Origin of the sequence: Brevibacterium aurantiacum (assembly GCF_003932995.1) — a bacterium.
Classification (GTDB): Bacteria; Actinomycetota; Actinomycetes; order Actinomycetales; family Brevibacteriaceae; genus Brevibacterium; species Brevibacterium aurantiacum.
Genome location: NZ_CP025333.1, coordinates 3335546 through 3353652, shown reverse-complemented (window position 1 = coordinate 3353652; position 18107 = coordinate 3335546). Strand labels below are relative to the sequence as shown.

General features: G+C 62.9%; 14 protein-coding genes and 1 tRNA gene. 9 read left to right on the top strand and 6 right to left on the bottom strand.

Annotation, left to right across the window (positions count from 1 at the left end; all coding sequences use genetic code 11):
- Position 1 precedes the first annotated feature (1 nt).
- Together CXR25_RS15515 and CXR25_RS15510 are read left to right on the top strand one after the other, a co-directional pair.
- A complete protein-coding gene (locus tag CXR25_RS15515) occupies positions 2-1261 on the top strand; it encodes an MFS transporter (protein WP_125240780.1) in 1260 nt (419 codons plus the stop codon).
- Positions 1262-1398: 137 nt separating this feature from the next.
- Positions 1399-1896 carry a DUF456 domain-containing protein gene (locus CXR25_RS15510; RefSeq protein WP_009881900.1) on the top strand — a complete coding sequence of 166 codons (498 nt, stop codon included), beginning with the start codon at positions 1399-1401 and terminating at the stop codon, positions 1894-1896.
- 270 nt (positions 1897-2166) lie between these two features.
- Here the strand turns inward: CXR25_RS15510 and serC are convergent, their stop codons facing one another.
- A complete protein-coding gene (gene serC / locus CXR25_RS15505; RefSeq protein ID WP_009881901.1) occupies positions 2167-3324 on the bottom strand; it encodes a phosphoserine transaminase in 1158 nt (385 codons plus the stop codon).
- Between the two features lie 139 nt (positions 3325-3463).
- On the opposite strand from serC, the gene pdxH reads away from it, so the two are divergent.
- The 5 genes from pdxH (at position 3464) to CXR25_RS15480 (ending at position 8480) form a co-directional block, all read left to right on the top strand.
- On the top strand, positions 3464-4135 hold the full coding sequence (gene pdxH, locus CXR25_RS15500; RefSeq protein WP_009881902.1) for a pyridoxamine 5'-phosphate oxidase: 672 nt from the start codon (positions 3464-3466) through the stop codon (positions 4133-4135).
- A 252-nt stretch (positions 4136-4387) separates the two neighbouring features.
- A complete protein-coding gene (locus tag CXR25_RS15495) occupies positions 4388-5074 on the top strand; it encodes a metal-dependent transcriptional regulator (protein WP_009881903.1) in 687 nt (228 codons plus the stop codon).
- A 449-nt stretch (positions 5075-5523) separates the two neighbouring features.
- Entirely contained in the window at positions 5524-6354 is an 831-nt protein-coding gene (locus tag CXR25_RS15490; protein ID WP_009881904.1) for a C40 family peptidase, read from the top strand.
- 418 nt (positions 6355-6772) lie between these two features.
- Positions 6773-7273, top strand: coding sequence for an HNH endonuclease (locus CXR25_RS15485; RefSeq protein ID WP_009881905.1), 501 nt, complete (start codon positions 6773-6775; stop codon positions 7271-7273).
- A gap of 142 nt (positions 7274-7415) precedes the next feature.
- Positions 7416-8480, top strand: a complete 1065-nt coding sequence (locus CXR25_RS15480) for a universal stress protein (protein ID WP_009881906.1) — start codon at positions 7416-7418, stop codon at positions 8478-8480.
- 36 nt (positions 8481-8516) lie between these two features.
- On the opposite strand, the gene CXR25_RS15475 is transcribed toward CXR25_RS15480, so the two are convergent.
- The 3 genes from CXR25_RS15475 to CXR25_RS15465 all read right to left on the bottom strand — a co-directional run bounded on the left by CXR25_RS15475 (position 8517) and on the right by CXR25_RS15465 (position 11196).
- The gene (locus CXR25_RS15475; protein WP_009881907.1) at positions 8517-9143 is read right to left on the bottom strand and encodes a class F sortase; all 627 of its coding nucleotides are present in this window, start codon (positions 9141-9143) and stop codon (positions 8517-8519) included.
- A 66-nt stretch (positions 9144-9209) separates the two neighbouring features.
- A complete protein-coding gene (locus tag CXR25_RS15470) occupies positions 9210-10652 on the bottom strand; it encodes a hypothetical protein (protein ID WP_096157537.1) in 1443 nt (480 codons plus the stop codon).
- 468 nt (positions 10653-11120) lie between these two features.
- Positions 11121-11196 (bottom strand) — tRNA-Arg (locus CXR25_RS15465).
- A gap of 107 nt (positions 11197-11303) precedes the next feature.
- Here CXR25_RS15465 and CXR25_RS15460 point away from each other — a divergent pair.
- On the top strand, positions 11304-16478 hold the full coding sequence (locus CXR25_RS15460; protein ID WP_096157536.1) for a DUF4011 domain-containing protein: 5175 nt from the start codon (positions 11304-11306) through the stop codon (positions 16476-16478).
- Positions 16471-16650 carry a hypothetical protein gene (locus tag CXR25_RS15455; RefSeq protein ID WP_009881910.1) on the top strand — a complete coding sequence of 60 codons (180 nt, stop codon included), beginning with the start codon at positions 16471-16473 and terminating at the stop codon, positions 16648-16650. Before CXR25_RS15460 ends, CXR25_RS15455 begins: the two co-directional genes overlap by 8 nt.
- Before the next feature lie 139 nt (positions 16651-16789).
- On the opposite strand, the gene mscL is transcribed toward CXR25_RS15455, so the two are convergent.
- Both mscL and CXR25_RS15445 read right to left on the bottom strand, forming a co-directional pair.
- Complete coding sequence (gene mscL, locus CXR25_RS15450) at positions 16790-17266, bottom strand: large conductance mechanosensitive channel protein MscL (protein ID WP_009881911.1); 477 nt, start codon at positions 17264-17266, stop codon at positions 16790-16792.
- A 217-nt stretch (positions 17267-17483) separates the two neighbouring features.
- On the bottom strand, positions 17484-17993 hold the full coding sequence (locus CXR25_RS15445; protein WP_240519922.1) for an SAF domain-containing protein: 510 nt from the start codon (positions 17991-17993) through the stop codon (positions 17484-17486).
- Between the last annotated feature and the right edge of the window lie 114 nt (positions 17994-18107).

Here is an 18107-nt window from a genome sequence, read left to right as displayed (position 1 = left end):
GATGGCCCACACGTTCCGGTCACTGGCAGAACCGAACTACCGACATTGGTTCGCCGGTGCCCTGATCTCGAACACCGGAACGTGGATGCAGAGGACGGCCCAGGACTGGATCGTCCTCACCTACCTGACGAACAACAGTGCCTCCGCCCTAGGCATCACCATGGCATTGCAGATGGGCCCACAGCTCATCATGTTCCCCTTCGCGGGAGCGATCGCCGACAGGTTCTCCAAGCGCAGACTTCTCATGGTCACCCAGACACTGTTGGGGGCCGTGGGCCTGTTGCTGTTCGTGCTCGTCATCACCGACGCCATCGAACTCTGGCACGTCTACCTGACGGCTCTGGCCCTGGGCATCCTGGCCACCCTCGACAACCCCGCCCGGCAGGCATTCGTCTCCGAACTCGTCGGTGAGAAGCTGCTCCCCAACGCGGTGAGCCTCAACTCCGCATCATTCAACGGTGCCCGCATGATCGGTCCCGCCGTCGCCGGTGTCCTCACCGCACTCATCGGCGCCGGGCCGGTGTTCCTCATCAGCGGGCTCGGGTTCGCCGCGACCCTGACGGTGCTCATCCGGCTGGATCAGACCCGACTTCACCCATCGAGTCGCCGTGGCACGGGTGGAATCCTGGGCGGATTCAAATACCTGCGCCAACGTCCCGATGTGACGATCGTGCTTGTGGTGCTGTTCATCGTTGCGACCTTCGGGTTCAACTTCAACATCTACACCGCCACGATGGCCCGGATCGAGTTCGGCAAGGACGCCTCCGGCTTCGGACTGCTCAACTCCGTCATGGCGATCGGATCGGTGACCGGGGCGCTGGCCTCGGCGAAGCGGGAGAAGCCGAGGCTGCGCTTCATCTTCGGTGCGGCAGGCGGCTTCGGTCTCGCAGTCGGGACGGCGTCCCTGATCCCCAACTACTACGTCTTCGCAGCCTCACTTATGCTGGTCGGCTTCGCATCGCTGACGATGATGACCTCAGCCAACGCCTATGTGCAGACGACGACCCCACCGCACTACCGTGGTCGGGTCATGGCGATCTATGCCGCCGTCGTCATGGGCGGCACCCCCATCGGTGCGCCGCTGGCCGGGTGGGTCGCCGACCTGTACGGACCGCGGATGGCGATGGTCGTCGGGGCCGCCTCGGGGATCATCGCCTTCGCCGTCGGGCTGGTGTGGATGATCGTGGCGAAGAACCTGCGGCTGCACTACGACCCCAAATCACGCATCCGTCTCCACGTGAGCTATCACGGACGGCCATGAGAGTCGGGCCGGACGCTCATGAAGGTCGGGCCGGACCCTCGTGAGGGGCAGGTCGGCAGGCGTCTGCCATCCTGAGTGCTGCGCAGAACTTGGTCCCTTAATATGAAAAACCCCATGAGCAACAGATCGGACACACAGTGAACGCGGACATTCTCACCTCGGTGCTGGTCGGATTGGCGATCCTCGTCGGCTGCCTCGGCATCATCTTGCCCGTGCTGCCGGGTTCCATCCTCATCGCGATCGCCGTGCTGGTGTGGGCCATCGTCATCGGTGGGCCGATGGCCTGGATCATCTTCGCCATCGTCGCTGTCTTCGTCGCCGCCGGTATGAGCGCCTCGTTGGTGCTCACGGGCAGGAAGCTCAAGGCGATGAAGGTCCCGAACAAGTCCGTGCTGCTGGCAGGTCTCCTCGGCATCATCGGATTCTTCGTGATCCCCGTCGTCGGTCTGCCGATCGGCTTCATCGCCGGGCTCTACCTCGCCGAATACCTGCGGCTCAAAGAGGCGAAAGAGGCCCGGGACTCCAGCTGGGAATCACTCAAGGCGATCGGCATCGGCACCGCCCTCGAATTCCTGCTTGCGCTGCTGGCAGCCATCACCTTCGGCATCGGAAACCTCATCCACTTCCTCGGCTGAGGAGCGGGGGACGGGGGCCTCGTGCGGGTTCTTTCCACCGCATCACGCACCGGTCGTCGCACGTCCTCCCGTGAGCTGCTTCGCCTACAGATAGTTCAGCACCCCGCCCTCGCAGCTCTAAAACGCCTCGTTGCAACGGGGTGTTGAGACACTGCGGGTGCGGGGTGCTGAAAGCTATTGCCGGGAACGGCACCTAACCATTGGGCGCCGAAGCAGCTGGCGCCGAACCACTTGGTGCTCACCTAGCTGGCGCCTAAGCCGCCCGAGGTATCAGGCCAGGGCGTCGATGACGAAGTCGATGCTGGCCAACAGCGCCTTGACGTCCTCGGGATCGACGGAGACGAAGGTCGCGATGCGCAGCTGGTTGCGGCCCAGCTTGCGATAGGGCTCGACGTCGACGATGCCGTTGTTGCGCAGCACCGAGGCGACGAGGGCCGCATCGACCGAATCGTCGAAGTCGATGGTTGTCACGACCGACGAGCGATCCTCAGGGTTCTCCACGAAGGGATGAGCCACCTCGGCGGCATCGGCCCAGTCGTAGACGAAACCGGAGGTCTCACGGGTGCGAGCGGTGGCCCACTCGAGGCCGCCGTTGCCGTTGATCCAATCGATCTGCTCAGCCAGGAGCACCAGGGTCGTCACAGCAGGAGTGTTGTAGGTCTGGTCCTTGCGCGAGTTCTCGATCGCGGTCACGAGATCCAGCGATGCGGGAATCCACCGCCCCGAGTCCTTGATCTCCTGGGCACGGGCGATGGCCTTCGGCGACATGATCGCCACCCACAGGCCGCCGTCGGAGCCCATGTTCTTCTGCGGCGCGAAGTAGTAGACGTCGGTCGCGGTGATGTCGACGGGCAGACCGCCGGCACCCGAGGTGGCGTCGATGACGACAAGCGAATCCTCGTCGATGCCCTCGGGACGCGTGATCGTGGTGGCCACACCGGTCGAGGTCTCGTTGTGCGGCCAAGCATAGACGTCGGCCGTGACATCGGAATTGCCTGTCGCCTCGGCGAGGGCAGCAGGGGAGGGGACGGCGGAGGTGCCGGGCTCGGCCTTGAGGATGAGGGAATCCTGCAGATGCGGGGCCTCGTCAGTGGCCTTGGCGAACTTCTGACCGAATTCGCCGAAGGTCGCGTGGGCGGCGCGTTCGCGCACCAGCCCGAAGGCGGCGACGTCCCAGAAGGCGGTGGAGCCGCCGTTGCCCAGGACAACCTCGTAGCCGGAGGGCAGGTTGAAGAGTTCGGCCAGGCCGGTGCGGATGCGCCCGACCAGGTTCTTCACGGGTGCCTGGCGGTGGCTGGTGCCCAGCACATCGGCGGCGGCAGAATTCAGCGCCTCGATCTGGGCTTTGCGGATGCGGGCCGGACCGGCGCCGAAGCGTCCGTCGGCGGGCAGGAGTTCGTCTGGGATCTCTATATTCGTGGCAGTCACGCACGACAGTCTACGACGCACCTACCTGTGCCCGATGGCCGGCACCGTCATCTTGAGTCATGTCGGCCTCGGCGAGTCGGCATCGCCATGTCTGTATCTGCGCGAGCGTTGTGTCACTGGGTCGCCGTAGAGTGAAGGTATGAGTGAGCCAGTCGACCGATTGCCGCAGACGCGGAAGTCCTACGAGTCACCGACCTTCGACCATCCCCAGGTCTCGCCGCTGGAGCTGTTCAGACAGTGGTACGACGAGGCCGCCGGCCACGTGCGGGAACCGAACGCGATGACGGTCTCGACCCTCGACGAGTGGGGTCCTTCCTCGCGGATCGTCCTGCTCAAGGGCATCGACGAAACCGGTTTCATGTTCTTCACCGACTATGACTCTGCCAAGGGCCGGCAGCTGCGCGCCGATCCCAGGGTGGCCGTGAACTTCCCCTGGCAGGATATGGAACGGCAGGTCAGGATCAGGGGCCTCGCCGAGGTGGCCGCCCCCGAGGACTCCGACGCCTACTTCGCCGTGCGCCCCCGCGGATCACAGATCGCAGCCTCCGTCTCGAAGCAGTCCCAGCCGGTCAGCGGTCGGGAGCAGATGCAGGCAGAATACGATGCCGCCCTGGCGGAGTATGAGGACAAGGACGTGCCCCGACCAGAGCACTGGGGCGGGTTCAGGGTCCGTGTCTTCGAGATCGAGTTCTGGCAGGGGCAGAAGAACCGGTTCCATGACAGGTGGGTCTTCCGCCGTGCCGACGGCAGCCACGAACCTGCAGATCTCTCCCGGGCGGAAGAGTGGAGTCCGGTTCGCCTCTACCCCTGATCCGGGCTCCGTCTCGAGTGGGGTCTTGCTGAAATATTCGTCGTGCCGCCAGCGTTATCCGGAAGACAGGGCGACTACGACAGGCGAGGCCGGCGGCAACGCATTGAATGAAGGCCTCGGATCACACGAGCCGGTGGACTTCAACTCTGCTTGAAGGCACGTGATCATGTGTACGCGGGATAGGATTGAGGCTGAGAACGCCTGAAATGGTCGAATGGGCCTGAAGACGAAGAGTGGAGTGGCTGGTCTGAAGTGAACGACCTCATTGATACAACTGAGATGTACCTCAAGTCGATCATCGAGCTTGAGGAGCAGTCGATCGTGCCGTTGCGAGCTCGCATTGCTGAACGTTTGGATCACTCCGGTCCCACCGTTTCACAGACTGTGGCGCGCATGGAGCGCGACGGTCTGCTGCATGTGAGCAATGACCGACACCTGGAGCTGACGGCAGAGGGGCGTCGTATCGCCACCGAGGTGATGCGCAAGCACAGGCTGGCAGAACGACTCCTCGCCGACGTCGTCGGACTCGAGTGGGAACTCGTCCACGACGAGGCATGCCGGTGGGAACACGTGATGAGCGAGCAGGTCGAACGTAAGCTCGTCACCCTGCTCCCCGAGATCGCCTCGGGCCCGTACGGCAATCCGATCCCCGGTCTCGACGTGATCGGTGGAAAGCTGAACAACGGCACGGAGGTCGTCGATCTGGCGACCGCAGTGGCTCGCGACGGAGCGAAGGAGCTTCGGATCGCCTGGTTGGCAGAACCACTCCAGGTCGACATCCATCTGCTGCAGCAGTTCCAGGTCGCAGGCGTCCTGCCCGAGAGTGATGTCGAGATCTCACGCAACGGTGAGTACATCACTGTTCAGGTCCCCGGTGCGCAGGACGTGCTCGATCTGCCGCTGGATACCGCCTCGCACGTATTCGCCTATAAGAAGTAAACCTGGCCAGGGAGTGAGCCCGGCCGAGATGTGAGCCCGGCTGCCGAGGCATTGCGGTGTCACGGTCACGAGACTGCGCGGTCACGGTCACGAAACGTTGCCGGTTACGGTCAAAGGTCTCGACTCGGGCCAGTTTGTTACAAAGCATCGCCGAACACGGCCCAGAGAGCGTCAGATCGCTCCCTGGGCCGTGTCGTATAACGAGCAAATGTTACGAAGATTTATCGGGAATTCACGCCTCTGACCTGCACCTTTATGGAAAACCTCAGGTGTTTCCCCCGTGGTTCGTGACAGAAACGTGACAATCGGTCACTGATTAGTTACAGTTGTGGAGGTCGTTCACGAAAGTGGCGACTTTGCATCGAGAGCCGCACGCCACGCTCGATGTGATATCTCTGAGGACCGAGAGTGGCGGTTGGGTTTCTTCCAATAGGTGACGAGAGGGAAACGTGGCAACTAAGCAGCATGGCCGCCGCGCCGCTGAAGCCAAGGTCAAGACACCATTGACCGAACTGACCGAAATCCTGAATGCCAACTCCGCCGTCTTCGGACGCCGTGCAGCCGTCGTTGCTGCCAGCGGTGGACTGCTCACCGCAGCCGTCCTTCCGGCAGCAGGACAGGGAGCCGACGAGAACGTCGCAGTCTCCGCCGAGTCAGAGGCTCACACCCAGGTTGAGTACAAGAACCAGACGGCGACCGTCACTGCTGGCGACGAAGACCAGGACAAGGACAAGAAGCAGGATTCATCCTTCAGCGCCGACGTCCAGACCGTCACCGCCAAAGCTGCACCAAAACCAGAACCAAAGCCCGTTGAGACCGCTGAAGACACTTCAGACGATGACTCCGCTGATGCTCCGACCGCCGGTTCCTCGGATTCCGGTGACAAGGACAAGAGCGAGAGCAAGGACTCCGGGTCCGACGATGCCGGCTCGATCGACGGCTCCAAGGCCGAGCAGGTCATGGGCTGGGCTGCCAAGGGCGTCGGCACTCCATATGTTTACGGTGGAACTTCGCAGAGCGGCTGGGACTGCTCCGGTTACACCTCGTGGGTCTATAGCAAGGTCGGCGTGAACCTGCCTCGCAGCTCGGGCGCACAGAAGGCCGCTGGCCAGGTCGTCTCCCAGTCGGAGGCCAAGCCCGGTGACCTCATCTGGCACCCAGGCCACGTCGGCATCTACGCCGGTGGCGGACAGATGTACGATGCCGGTTCACCAGGTTCAGGCACCTCGAAGCGCAGCTACAGCTGGATGGGCAACGTCACCTTCATCCGCGTTCTCTGATCTAGTTCACACAGAAACTCCCCGCCTGACTCGACGGTCCTCGAGCCAGACGGGGAGTTTTTGCGTACCCGATTGCATCAACTTCCCGCAACGCACCTGTGGTGCCAGCCTCGACACCGGTCCTCACGGCCCTGAAAAGTGAACGACAGTGAAAGAATCCGTGACGCGAGCGGTATGAATTCGGTCACAGGGGAGAGTCGGCGTTAGTCTTAATAAGATTGAGTTTGGCGTAAGTGATGGGGAATCAGATGGGCCACAGCCGAATAGTACGAATAGCCGCTCCAGTTTCTGGCGCGGAGTACATATCTGTGTCTGTCCCTTCTTTCAAGGCGTTGTGCTGCGGCACAGCGCCTTTTGCGTTCCCAGGGCCCGTGTCGATCGACCGGAACCACACTCACACGAAGATGAGGGGCGGGATATGAAGACTCTTGTGCTGAATGCCGGGTACGAACCACTGTCGATCGTTCCGTTCACCAGGGCCGTAGTCCTGGTGCTGACGGGCAAGGCGACGGTTCTGGCCGCCGAGGACGTTCCAGTGAGATCCGAGCACCTGAACCTCGACCAGCCATCGGTCATTCTGCTCACACGGTATGTGCGGCCGCCCCATGACCGTCGAGTCTCACTCTCCCGACGGGGAGTGCTCCGGCGCGACAATCACCGCTGTGCCTACTGCGCGAAGCCTGCGACGACCGTCGACCATGTCGTTCCCCGCTCCCGCGGCGGAGTCAACAGCTGGGAGAACCTCGTCGCCTGCTGCCGCGAATGCAACAACCGCAAAGGCAACAGGTCACTGGCGGAGATCGGGTGGAAGCTCAGCTTCCACCCCCAGGAGCCGCGAACAGGTCAATTCTGGATGCGCGGGATCGACAAACCGGTCGAGCAGTGGCGACCGTTCCTGGAGCTCTCCAAAGCCGCCTGAGACAGGCATCGTTCCAGCTGGTCGTCGTGGTGTCCGCACTGAGACGCAATTCGGATAACGATGTGACATAGGCCCAGGCCTGCGATCGATTCTGATTTAGGGTGGAAGCGAGAGAAGTTCACTTCAAGATGAGGAGCTTGCTATGAACGAGCAGGACCGACCCCAGAACGCCGAAACAACACCCCCAGGGGAACCCGACGCCGTCATCGTCGGCATCGACGGTTCGCCACCCAGCCGCAATGCGCTGGCATGGGCGATCCGCGAAGCGAAATATCTGGACAAGCCGATCCGCCTCGTCGGTGCCTACACGATCCCCAGCGTGGCTGCGGCTGCGATCGACGTCTCCTACGTCCCGATCGATGACACCTCAATCCGTGCGGCAGTGACCAACACACTCAAAGAAGCCGCCGCCGAGGTGAAGGCCGCCGGTGTGCCCGTCGAAGCCGTCATTGAGATCGGCGACGCCGCCGGTGTCCTCATCGACGAATCGAAATCGGGGAGCCTGGCCGTCGTCGGCTCACGCGGACGCGGGGGATTCGCCGGACGCCTGCTCGGCACCGTCTCCAGCGCACTGCCTGCCCACTCCGCCTGCGCGACCGTGGTCGTTCCAGCCTCGTGGCAGCCAGATGTGGAAAGGACCGCTCACCCCACATCCTCCCGGCCTATCCGCCAGGACGGCATCGTCGTCGAAGAACCCGACCCCAATGTCGACGCCATCGAAGGGCTGCGTTTCGATGGCAAGGTCGTGGTCGGGGTCGATTCCCTAGGGGCTGAGTCTCCCGCGCTGTGGAAGGCTGCTCGACTGGCTGTGCGCCGTGGATCGCCGCTGCACATCGTCGCTGTCATCACCACGACAGTGATCGGCCCGGAATGGCTGCCCAGCACAGCGGACCTCGAGCGACTGGTCAATGAAGGAGCCGACAAGCTCGTCGTGGCCAAGCAACGCCTGCAGGAGGAGTTCGCAGACCTAGACGTCACCTGGACCCTCTTCGACGGTCAGCCCGCCGAGGTGCTCGTCCGGGCCTCTGACACCGCCGAGGTGCTTGTCATCGGTTCTCGCGGACGCGGCGGCTTTGCGGGACTGCTCCTGGGTTCGACCTCGCAGTCGGTTCTGCCGTATTCGCAGTGCCCGACGATGGTCGTGCGTGTCACCCGCGACCATAACAAGCGTCGACACGATGGCGAGGTTCCTGAGCCGGGGCTGTGATTCTGGGACCGCTGCCTCGCCTTTCGGCTCGGTTGGTCATCGCCGGTCCGCGATCGCCTCGATGACGACGTTGTCGGCTGATCGACCGGATCTGCGCTGCAGGCACGTGAGAATGACGAGGCGGCCGGGTTCATCGGCCCACACACGATCATCACCGGAGATGTCAGTCTTGGGCACAGTGTAGGCCTCGGTCACCGTGTAGTCGCGGTCCTGGAGAGTGATCGACTCACCCTTTTCGACAGTCGGCTCTCCTGCATCGACATCGATGAGTGTGTTTCCGGGCAGCTCGGCTCCTTGTACGGAGTGGATGGCGACATAGGTCGTGCCGCGTTCGGGGTGGTCGGGAGTGCCGTGATTACGCACAACGTAGCCATTGCGCAGCCCGGGGGGATTGATCGCACCGTTGACCTCGGACATTGTCTCCAGCCCGGTATCAAGTCCGACAGAAGGGATCTGGAATTCTCCGTCGAGGGCTTCGATCTGCATCTCCTCGACGTCGGTTTCGCTTGGGGGCTCTTCGAGCTGAACATCGGCCTGACTCCCGGCGGTGCTCTGTTCGTCGGTGAGGCCATGGGTGAGCATCCATGCACCTGAGCAGATGAGCGCAATGATGACAACTGCGGCGGGGACGGACCACCAGTCACGAAATATTCGTGCCGTCATGGGTTCCTTTCATATGTCGGTGGCGGCCACCGAAGCAGTGGCCGCCACCGAGTCATGACTGAATCGTCAGTTGCCCGTCATGCGACGCCGAAGTGCACCGATGATGAGTCCTCCGGCCACGGTCAGAAGGCCGATGCCGCCGAGGAGGTTCCAATTGGGTCCGGCGTCGGCCGAGTCAACGTACGCACCGGTTTTCACTACCGGGTTGTCGTCTGGCTTATCGGCCTCGGGAATGGCGATTTCCACGGTCTCCGAGGGCACACCGTAATCATGAGAGAAGGCTTCGTTCGATTCGGAGGCAGGAGCCGAGGCCACGAATGTCACAGACTTCTCTTCGCCGGGCTTCACGAAGTCGGCATCGAGTGTGAGCTCGTCGGTCTTGAAGTCGACGGTGCCGTCTTCCTCGCAGGTGACATCGGGAGTGAAGGTTTCAATCAGCTCCGCATCCTCGGGGGCAGTCTTGGACTGAGAGATGGTTCCGTCTTCGGCATACACCTCGACCTTGGCATCTTCGATGGTTTCACCCGGTGCACAGTGGTCCAGGCGAACCTTGTCAGTGACCTTGGCCGGGAGCTCAGTGATCTCTTCGACCGAGACCTGCGAAGATACCTTCGGGGTGTAGAGGCCCTGGTAGGAATCCGATGCCTGGACCGTTGTCTCCTGCCCCTCAACGACAGCTTGCAGGCTCGCGCGATCATATCCATCAGCGTCGAAGTCCTTGGGGTTCCACTGGGTGACCGAACCAGTCGGCATTCCCGAGAAGGTCACTGATACAGAGACATCGGGAACGTCGTCGGTGAAATCGAGGGGCACCTCGACCGACGATGTGTCGGATGTGATTTCCGTCGTCTCAGGCTTGGCGCCGTCGACAGTGAGCTCACCGTGGAATCCGGGAACGCTGACGCCCTCGGAGTTGACCAGCGAGACAACCGCAGCCGATGAGTCGTCGTCAATGGTGACTTCGGCCTTATAGGTGCCGTCTCCGGCATATTTCGCGGCTTCGTCGCCCATGAGTGCCGAGAGGTCGTATGCGTCGGGAAGTACGTCATCGTAGAACGCGTCCGCGCCGATGTCCTTGAGATTCTGAGAGTCCTCGTTCCACCCGATGCCATCGGTGACCTCTTGCAGACTGCGGTCCTCGAGAATATCGCGGTGGTCTATTTCATCAGAGCTGTGTACGTGCTCGCCGATTGCCATGTCATGAGCCATCTGATCGGCCTGGTCGTCGCGGGGCTCGTCCCACTTCGCGAGGATATAGGCCAGCTCGGGGGCTTCGACCGATGATCTTCCACTTTCGTCGTAGCCGTTGCCCATGGGCTGGTTCAGGCCCCGGTCGATGCACCAGACACGGTTGCCGGAGAGGACACCCGACGATGGAATGTAGGCACCGTACATGGTGGCATTGTCGACGCCGCCCTGGTTGTCAGTCTCAGGGTTTGTGGTGACGCCGGTGAAGTCTGGTTCGCCCTCGTATGCGCTGAGCTGGGGGCCGAGTTCGGGCGCAGCCATTGCCGGAGACGAAAGGAGAGTGCTCCCGGCGATCAGTGCAATCGTTGTGCCGACTACGGGGAGTCGTCTGCGGAGTTGCCGCATGTTCTGGTCCTTCCTGGGGTGCGCCACGTGGTACGCGTGGTTTGGCACAAGGCAGTTTGCCGTAGCTCGCTCCCACCCGGATAGCATAGACGCAGCAAGGATTATTGTCTTGTTGAGTTGACGATGTTCTCGGCATTCGGGTGCCGGTGGCCATTGTCGTTGCAGTTCAGGGGTGTACTCGGACATGCGACGGCGCACGCGGGCATCGCTGTATCGTCGATTACCAGGCGCAGATGAGTGAGGGTGATTGCCGCGGCGGGTCCGGGAATGCGATGCGATGAAGCAGATTGACCATGCCATGCGATGGGCCTGAGTGCAGGTGCGCAATGTGCGGCGATCGAAGGCGGGTATGCGGCCGAGAATCGGCCTGATCCGCAGTGGTGATGGCGCCCCCGGGCAGATTCGAACTGCCGGCACCCGCTTTAGGAGAGCGGTGCTCTATCCCCTGAGCTACGGGGGCGATGTGGCCTTCTTCAACCACGACCACCAAGTGTAGCGTAGAAGAAACCTGGATGTTTCACGGTGTGCCAGCACCTATTATGTGTAGTTTCTCGTTAGGGTCGAAGTGTGCCAGATTCCGTTGTTGACGATCAGTTCCCAGGACTCGACGATGTCTACGCCGAGTGGAAACAGCAGGCTGCCCATCTGGGCGGTCGCGACACCATGCTCCATTTCCGGGACTCGCGTGATGGCAGCATCGATCTCTCCGGAGCACATCCCTCTGGGCTAGCCCAGCTCCTGGCCGGTCGCGCCACTCGACTCTCCAGCCTGGTTCGTGACCACGAAGTCCTCGCCGACGCACGCCGCCGTGCGAAATCGATCCGATCGAAGGCCGAGCAGCTCGATAACGAACGCGGAATTCAGGCCGCACACCTGGCGATCGGCTTCGCCTCGTGGACGGAGAAGGACTCCACGTACAAGTTCAACGCACCGATCGTGATGCGTCATGTCACGCTCGTTCCCCGCGGTTCCCGCGTCGAGGACTTCGAAATCGTGCTCGGCGACGGGATCATGATCAACCCCGCCTTGGTCCAGCACCTGTCTGAGGTCTACGACCTCGAGGTACCCGTTGACGAATGGGTCGATGCCACGGGCGGACCACACGGCTTCGATCCGGGTCCTGCGCTTGATCGCCTCCGTGACCTTGCGCAGTCCGTGCCCGGTCTGCGCATCAACCACCGCTTCGTGGTGTCGACGTTCGCCAACATTGCGAGCCCATTCACCACCGACTATCTGCCCACTCAGCACCCGATCCTCCGCGCCCTCGCCGGGGACGAAGAGGTGCGCGGCGCACTGGGCGGCCCTTCCTACTCACCGACCCCACGCCAGCATGGCACCCGTCAGAGCGACGCTGCCGTCTCCGACGAGCAGGGTAGTCGAAACACTCAGGCTTCATCTGAGCATGATCCGGCGACTGCCGACGACGATGAGTTCTCACAACCCACGGTTCCGATCACGGACGGCTCCCTGCCAGGGGCTGCAGCGGATCGAACCGGAACCGCGACTGCGGGTGAGACTTCAGGCTCCTCCGCATCTGCGGCTGCGGCACCGAAGGACGCCAAGCCTGGCGTCACTCAGCCAGTCGATACCAAGTCGGGCGACGCTAAGCCGGAAGACACCACCTCCGCTGACGACGTTGCCTCGGGCGACACTAAATCTGCCAGCGCGACACCTGCCGACACCACGTCTGCTGGCGCCACACCTGCTGACGATACTGTGGCAATCGCCGATGGCACGTCGGCCGTCGTCGGCTCCGAAACGAGCCGCACCGAATCCGACAAAACACCGTCGGCCTCCACCAGCTCAACTGCTGAGAAGACTGCGAACGAACAGGCTTCGGCGAAGGCTGCTGAGAGCGATTCCGGCACCCCCTCAGACCTGGGCACAAGCAAGAGCACGGCCGAGAACAAAGGCACGGCCAAGAAACCTGAGTCTGCCGCAGCACAGGGCAAAGAAGCTGCCTCTGCGACCGCTCACGGGCCTGCAGCTTCCGGACGTGAGGATGTCGCCAAAACCGGAACTGCGAAGTCCGAACCGACCGTCGATGCCGACACTGCAGGTGCCGAGAAGTCAGGCACCAAGCCGCCGGTCGCAGACACTGCATCCGGCCTGGACAAGGACGCACCCGCAAGCGCAGAGACACCTGACTCCGACGAGGACGAGGTCGTTCCGGCCGCACTCAAGGAACCCGTCACGCCACTTCCTGATCGCAAACCTCAGGAAGAGTTCCTCGTCATCGACGTCGACGGAGATCAGCAGGCCGTGGTCGACGCCGCAGTCTCCGGACAGTCCGTCGTCGTTGACACCCCTCCCGGGACCGGTGCCACACAGGTCGCCGTCGCGGTCGCCACAACCCTGGCCCACACCGGCAAGAGCGTGCTCTTCCTGGCGCAGACCGCCGATGCTCTCGACGACTTCTCCTCCCGCCTCGGCGAGGTCGGGCTCTCTGAATTCGCCGTCGACACCCGTCAGGGCACCGGTGCGATCAGGAAGCAGCTCGTCGGCCTCATCGGTTCGGCCGAGAAGGCCGAGCGCCCCGACCTGTCCGGCCTGCTCAACGAACTCAACGAACAGCGCGAGACGCTCAACGAGCACGTGTCCTCACTGCACCGTCGTCGTGAGCCCTGGGACGTGTCCGTCTACGAGACGATGCAGCATCTGGCGGAACTGACCTCCGGCGAGGATTCTCCTCAGACTCCTGTCCGGTTCGGTGAGGACCTTCTCGGCGCCAGCGATGACCGTCGCGATGCGCTGCGCGGAAAGCTCAGCGAACTGGCGTCACTGGGTGCCTTCACCCTCGACGTCGAGGACACCGTCTGGTTCGGTGCCGACCTCAAATCTGTCGAAGAGGCCGAAGCTGCGCGCACTGTTGCCGAACGTCTCGGTCGGACCATTCCCGACCTGGTCAAGTCCGTCGAACCGGTCCTGTCCAAGGCCAAACTGAACCCGCGCCGCAACCTCAATGACTGGTCACGCGCCATCAAGGTGCTGCTGCGGGTGCGCACGACCCTCGACAACTTCGCCCCCGACATCTACGACCACCGCCTCGATGATCTCATCGCAGCAACAGGCAGCTCAGAATACCGCGCCGAGGCCGGCGTGGAGATGGGCATGCTCCAGCGCAAGCGTCAGAAGAAGGCCGCGAACGAGTTCCTCCGTCCAGGCGCTGACGTCTCCGACCTGCACGCGGCGCTGATCGACGTCCGTTCCCAGCGCATCGTGCTTGAGGATCTGGCTGGCCACGACGGTCGTCCGCAGATCCCGCGCGGCGTCCTCGAGGCCGATGCGATCCTGCAGACCGTTGAGGCCGACGTTGCCAAGATCGCACCGATTTTGGAGACCACCCCCGACGGCGGCGACCTGGGCCTCATGCTCATCGAGGAGCTGCAGGCACGCACCGAAGCCATGGGTCGTGACTCGGAGAATCTGGCCGAACTGCCGGAGCGGTCCCGACTCCAGCGTGAGCTGACCGACGAGGGACTGTCTGATCTGCTCACGGATCTGCGTCGTCGCAAGGTCGACACCACCTTGGTCGGACCTGAGTTCGACCTAGCCTACTGGGCATCGGTTCTGCAGCGGATGGCCAGTGAAGATCCACAGGTGGGCCGCCACGACGGTGCCGAACTGCATCAGGTGGCCGAAGGCTTCCGTGAGAACGACCGTGCCTTCGTCGCAGCGGGCGCTGGTCGCCTGCGTTACAACCATGCACAGGCATGGAAGCGGGGAATCGACAACGACCCGATCTCCGCTGGTGTCATCAAGCAGGAGCTGCTGTCCCCGCACACCTCGGTGCAGACCATGTCGACGCGGGCCCCAGAACTGCTCACCACTCTGGCACCGGTCTGGATGGCCAGCCCCTACACCGTGCCTGAGCTCTTCTCCGCACTGCCGCTCTTCGATGCCGTGGTCATCGCCGATGCCGGACGTCTGTCGGTCCCCGACGTGGTCCCGGCCATCACCCGCGCCCGACAGGTCATATCCCTGGGCGACTCCCGCCTGCTCGGACCGCGCCCGTTCTCAATCGCGGTCGATCGCTGGGGCATGGACGATGGGAATCATCCGAGCTCAGTCCAGGAGCGCCTCGGCGAGTTCCTGCCTCGTATGGAACTGTCGAACTCCTACCGGCAGTCACCGGTCGGACTCATCGATCTGGCGAACCGGCACTTCTACGATTCGACGATCACGACGATGCCGACCGCCCACACAGGCGAGGGCACCGGGCTCGAATTCTCCTATGTCGCCGACGGCAGAGGCCCAACCGATATCGGCACCGGCCGTGTCGAGAGCCCCGATGCCGAGGTCAAACGGGTCGTCGAGCTCGTGCTCAGACACGCACGCAACCGATCCCGCGAGTCCTTGGCCGTCGTCGCGCTCACCGCACATCACGCCCAGCGCGTGGCCACCGCGATCTCCCGGGCCATGAAGGACCTGCCCTACGTGGCGGCATTCTTCAACGATTCGAGCAAAGAGCCCTTCGTCGTCACCGATGCCGAGCGAGTCCAGGGCATGTCCCGCGACGCCGTGATCTTCACCTTCGGCTACGGACGGACCGTCCACGGCCGAGTCATCCATGACTTCGGGGCACTCTCGGGTCCCGACGGCGAACGGATCCTCGCAGCGACGATGACCCGGGCACGCAAACGTCTCACCGTGGTCTCGAGCATCGAATCCGATGACTTCGAGACGCACCGGCTCACCGGGGGAGCGGTCCTGCTCCCACGGATCCTCGACGAGGTCGCCGCCGGAGGCATGAGGCAGCCGGGGCCACACGGTGAGATCTACGACCCTCTCTTCAACGACATCGCCGACCGTCTGCTGCAGCTCGGCGTGGTCGCTCACGAACATTACAACGGCATCGATCTGGCCGTGGCGAACTCGACCGAGGACGAACACGGCATGATCATCGCCGTCGCCGGAGACGGGCCCGAATACGCTTCGGTCCGAAGCCTGCGCCAGCGCGATCGCGTCGTGCCCGAGCAGCTGGCCCGTCGCGGGTGGAAGTTCATGCGCGTGTGGTCCACCGATGCCTTCGTCGATCCGCAGACGGAGACTGAGAAGATCTTCGGTGCGTGGAAGTCCACGGTGGAGAAGATGAGCCCGCAGGCCGTCCTCAACGCGGCACGTGCGGCCTCCGTGGTCGTCGGCCGTACCGGCAGCCGACCCAAACTGGTGCCGGGCCTGCCCATGCACAAGTATTCGGACTCCGGCCTTGACGCAATGATCGACTGGGTTCAGTCCGATTCCGTCGTCCGCGGTGACGGGGAGATCAAGGATCTGCTCCGCACGGCACTGGCGCAGAAGGGCAGCTCCACCCGCGGTGACTCCCAGCTCCAGGCCGCCGTTGACCGTTACCGTCAACGGCATACACAGGCCAAGCGAGTCACCGGCGCCGAGGTGTTGGTGCCCGAATCTCAGCAGCACAGTCCCATGGAGGACGAGGTCGTGCCCACCTTCGACACGGGAAAGATCCGGGCCGATGAGCTGCGTCAGGCCGGTCTGATCGAGACCGCAAGCAACGATCAGGTGCCCGGCCCCGTCGAACGGGATGCCCTCGGAGACAGGACCCAGGCGTCCGCAGACACCGAGCATGCGTCCGCAGACACGACGGCAAGCCCGCTGGAATCTTCCGAGCCCACCGCCGATGCGCACACGACGCCGACTCGTGACCAGGATGCGGAGAGGAAGCGTCCGCGTGCGGCCGATGTCGAGCCGCGCGAGGATGACTCACTGCGAGATGAGTGACGACGACCTCGAGACACCATCCGAGGGCGAGCACGAAACCGCTGAGCAGAAGGAAGCCCGTCTTGAGGCAGTGCTGCGCAAGTACCGGGCCACGCTGCGCAATGAAGCCGAGACCGAGGCCGGAGGCTTCAGCGCCGACTACTACAGATCGCAGAAACCTCCGCACTGGTGATCCGGCGGCAGTGTGCGCCCACCTTGAGGCGTGCCCACTTCGAGAAGTGAGCGGCTGAGGGACCTGAATTACTGCGCCCGACCATGACGAAGGCCCGCTTCCCCACGGGGGAAACGGGCCTTCGTGACGCTTGTGCGAATCAGTGGCGCGGGGGCTCGGTCGACTCGGTGTCGTCGAACGGGCCGGCCGTGCTGGCAGGGCCTTCGCCCGGGCCACCGGCGGTGGTGGCCGCCTGAGTCCGGAGGATTTCGCGGATGTCGCCGAGGAGGTCCTCGGTGGTCGGAGGAACTTCTTCCTCGGGTGCTCCGCGCTTGCGCAGTTCGTTGAGCTTGTTCATTGGGACGATGATGATGAAGTAGACGATGGCGGCGACGATCAGGAAGTTGATCGCTGCTGTGATCACGGCGCCCAGATCAATGGTCGTTTCGGGGACGTTCTCCTTGATCTGGAAGGACAGAGCAGGTCCTTCCGCGCCGCCGACGGCAGCGATGAGCGGGTTGATGATCTTGTCGGAGAAGGCCGTCACGATTGCTGTGAAGGCGCCGCCGATGATCACCGCAGTTGCGAGTTCGACGACATTCCCCTGGAGAATGAAGTCTCTGAATCCTTTAAGCATTAGAGGCACCCTTTCGGCGTATTTGTAAACAATAATGCGATGTGAAAATCTTCTATTACCGCTACATGATACACACAGGTAACTCGTCTACACGCCGAAGACATGCACGCTATTCTGACGCGAAAGATCCCGGCGAATACGGCTCTAACCGGCATTGCGACGTCAGTCCCGCGTCATCGAGAAGTCATTGATGGGCCATCAGGGACCCACCAGAGAATCAGTCCGGAAGAATCGCAAAGCTGATCGGCATCCCGGCGAATTCTGCGATCCGAGCTGCATCACCCGAAGACAATATCACCGAAACAAGCTGCCCTGATTCTGCTGAAATGCCTTCGCCTTTGTCGACCAGCCGGGCTATTGTCACTTCCTTCACGACGATGTCAGAACCTCCATCGGGCAGGGAGCTGAACAGGCGGATTCTCTGCCCCGGCTGCAGCAGTGCCGCCGACGCATCGTCAGCCAGACGTACCGGCATCAGGAGATCCGTACTGCCGTCGGGCAGCGCCTGCTGATCAAGAACTGCCGACTGTGTCAGCGGCGAACCTTTGGACAGGCCCGCCGAAGTGCGTTTGTGATCGGCATCCGAGACCGAGGTGAAGGCCTTGTCCGGGACGAGCCGCGCCGGAAATTCGACAAGGGTCAGGTCCTGAGTTCGCAGCTGCGATCCCGGCGGCAGATTCCGGTTGGCGACGACGATGGGTGTTCCACCCGGATCAGGGGTGAGCACCCACACCGCGAGCGCGCATGCACACGCGAAGCAGACAGCGGCGATGATGCGCTGTGGTTTGATCCGTGAGGACTTCGACCAGGTTGAGATGCCGGCTCTGATGCGGTGAATGAT

Coding starts and splice junctions, on each gene's coding strand:
- CXR25_RS15515 (WP_125240780.1), top strand. CDS start 2: ATGGCCCACACGTTCCGGTCACTGGCAGAACCGAACTACCGACATTGG.
- pdxH (WP_009881902.1), top strand. CDS start 3,464: ATGAGTGAGCCAGTCGACCGATTGCCGCAGACGCGGAAGTCCTACGAG.
- CXR25_RS15485 (WP_009881905.1), top strand. CDS start 6,773: ATGAAGACTCTTGTGCTGAATGCCGGGTACGAACCACTGTCGATCGTT.
- CXR25_RS15480 (WP_009881906.1), top strand. CDS start 7,416: ATGAACGAGCAGGACCGACCCCAGAACGCCGAAACAACACCCCCAGGG.
- CXR25_RS15475 (WP_009881907.1), bottom strand. CDS start 9,143: ATGACGGCACGAATATTTCGTGACTGGTGGTCCGTCCCCGCCGCAGTT.
- CXR25_RS15470 (WP_096157537.1), bottom strand. CDS start 10,652: ATGGCTGCGCCCGAACTCGGCCCCCAGCTCAGCGCATACGAGGGCGAA.
- CXR25_RS15455 (WP_009881910.1), top strand. CDS start 16,471: ATGAGTGACGACGACCTCGAGACACCATCCGAGGGCGAGCACGAAACC.
- mscL (WP_009881911.1), bottom strand. CDS start 17,266: ATGCTTAAAGGATTCAGAGACTTCATTCTCCAGGGGAATGTCGTCGAA.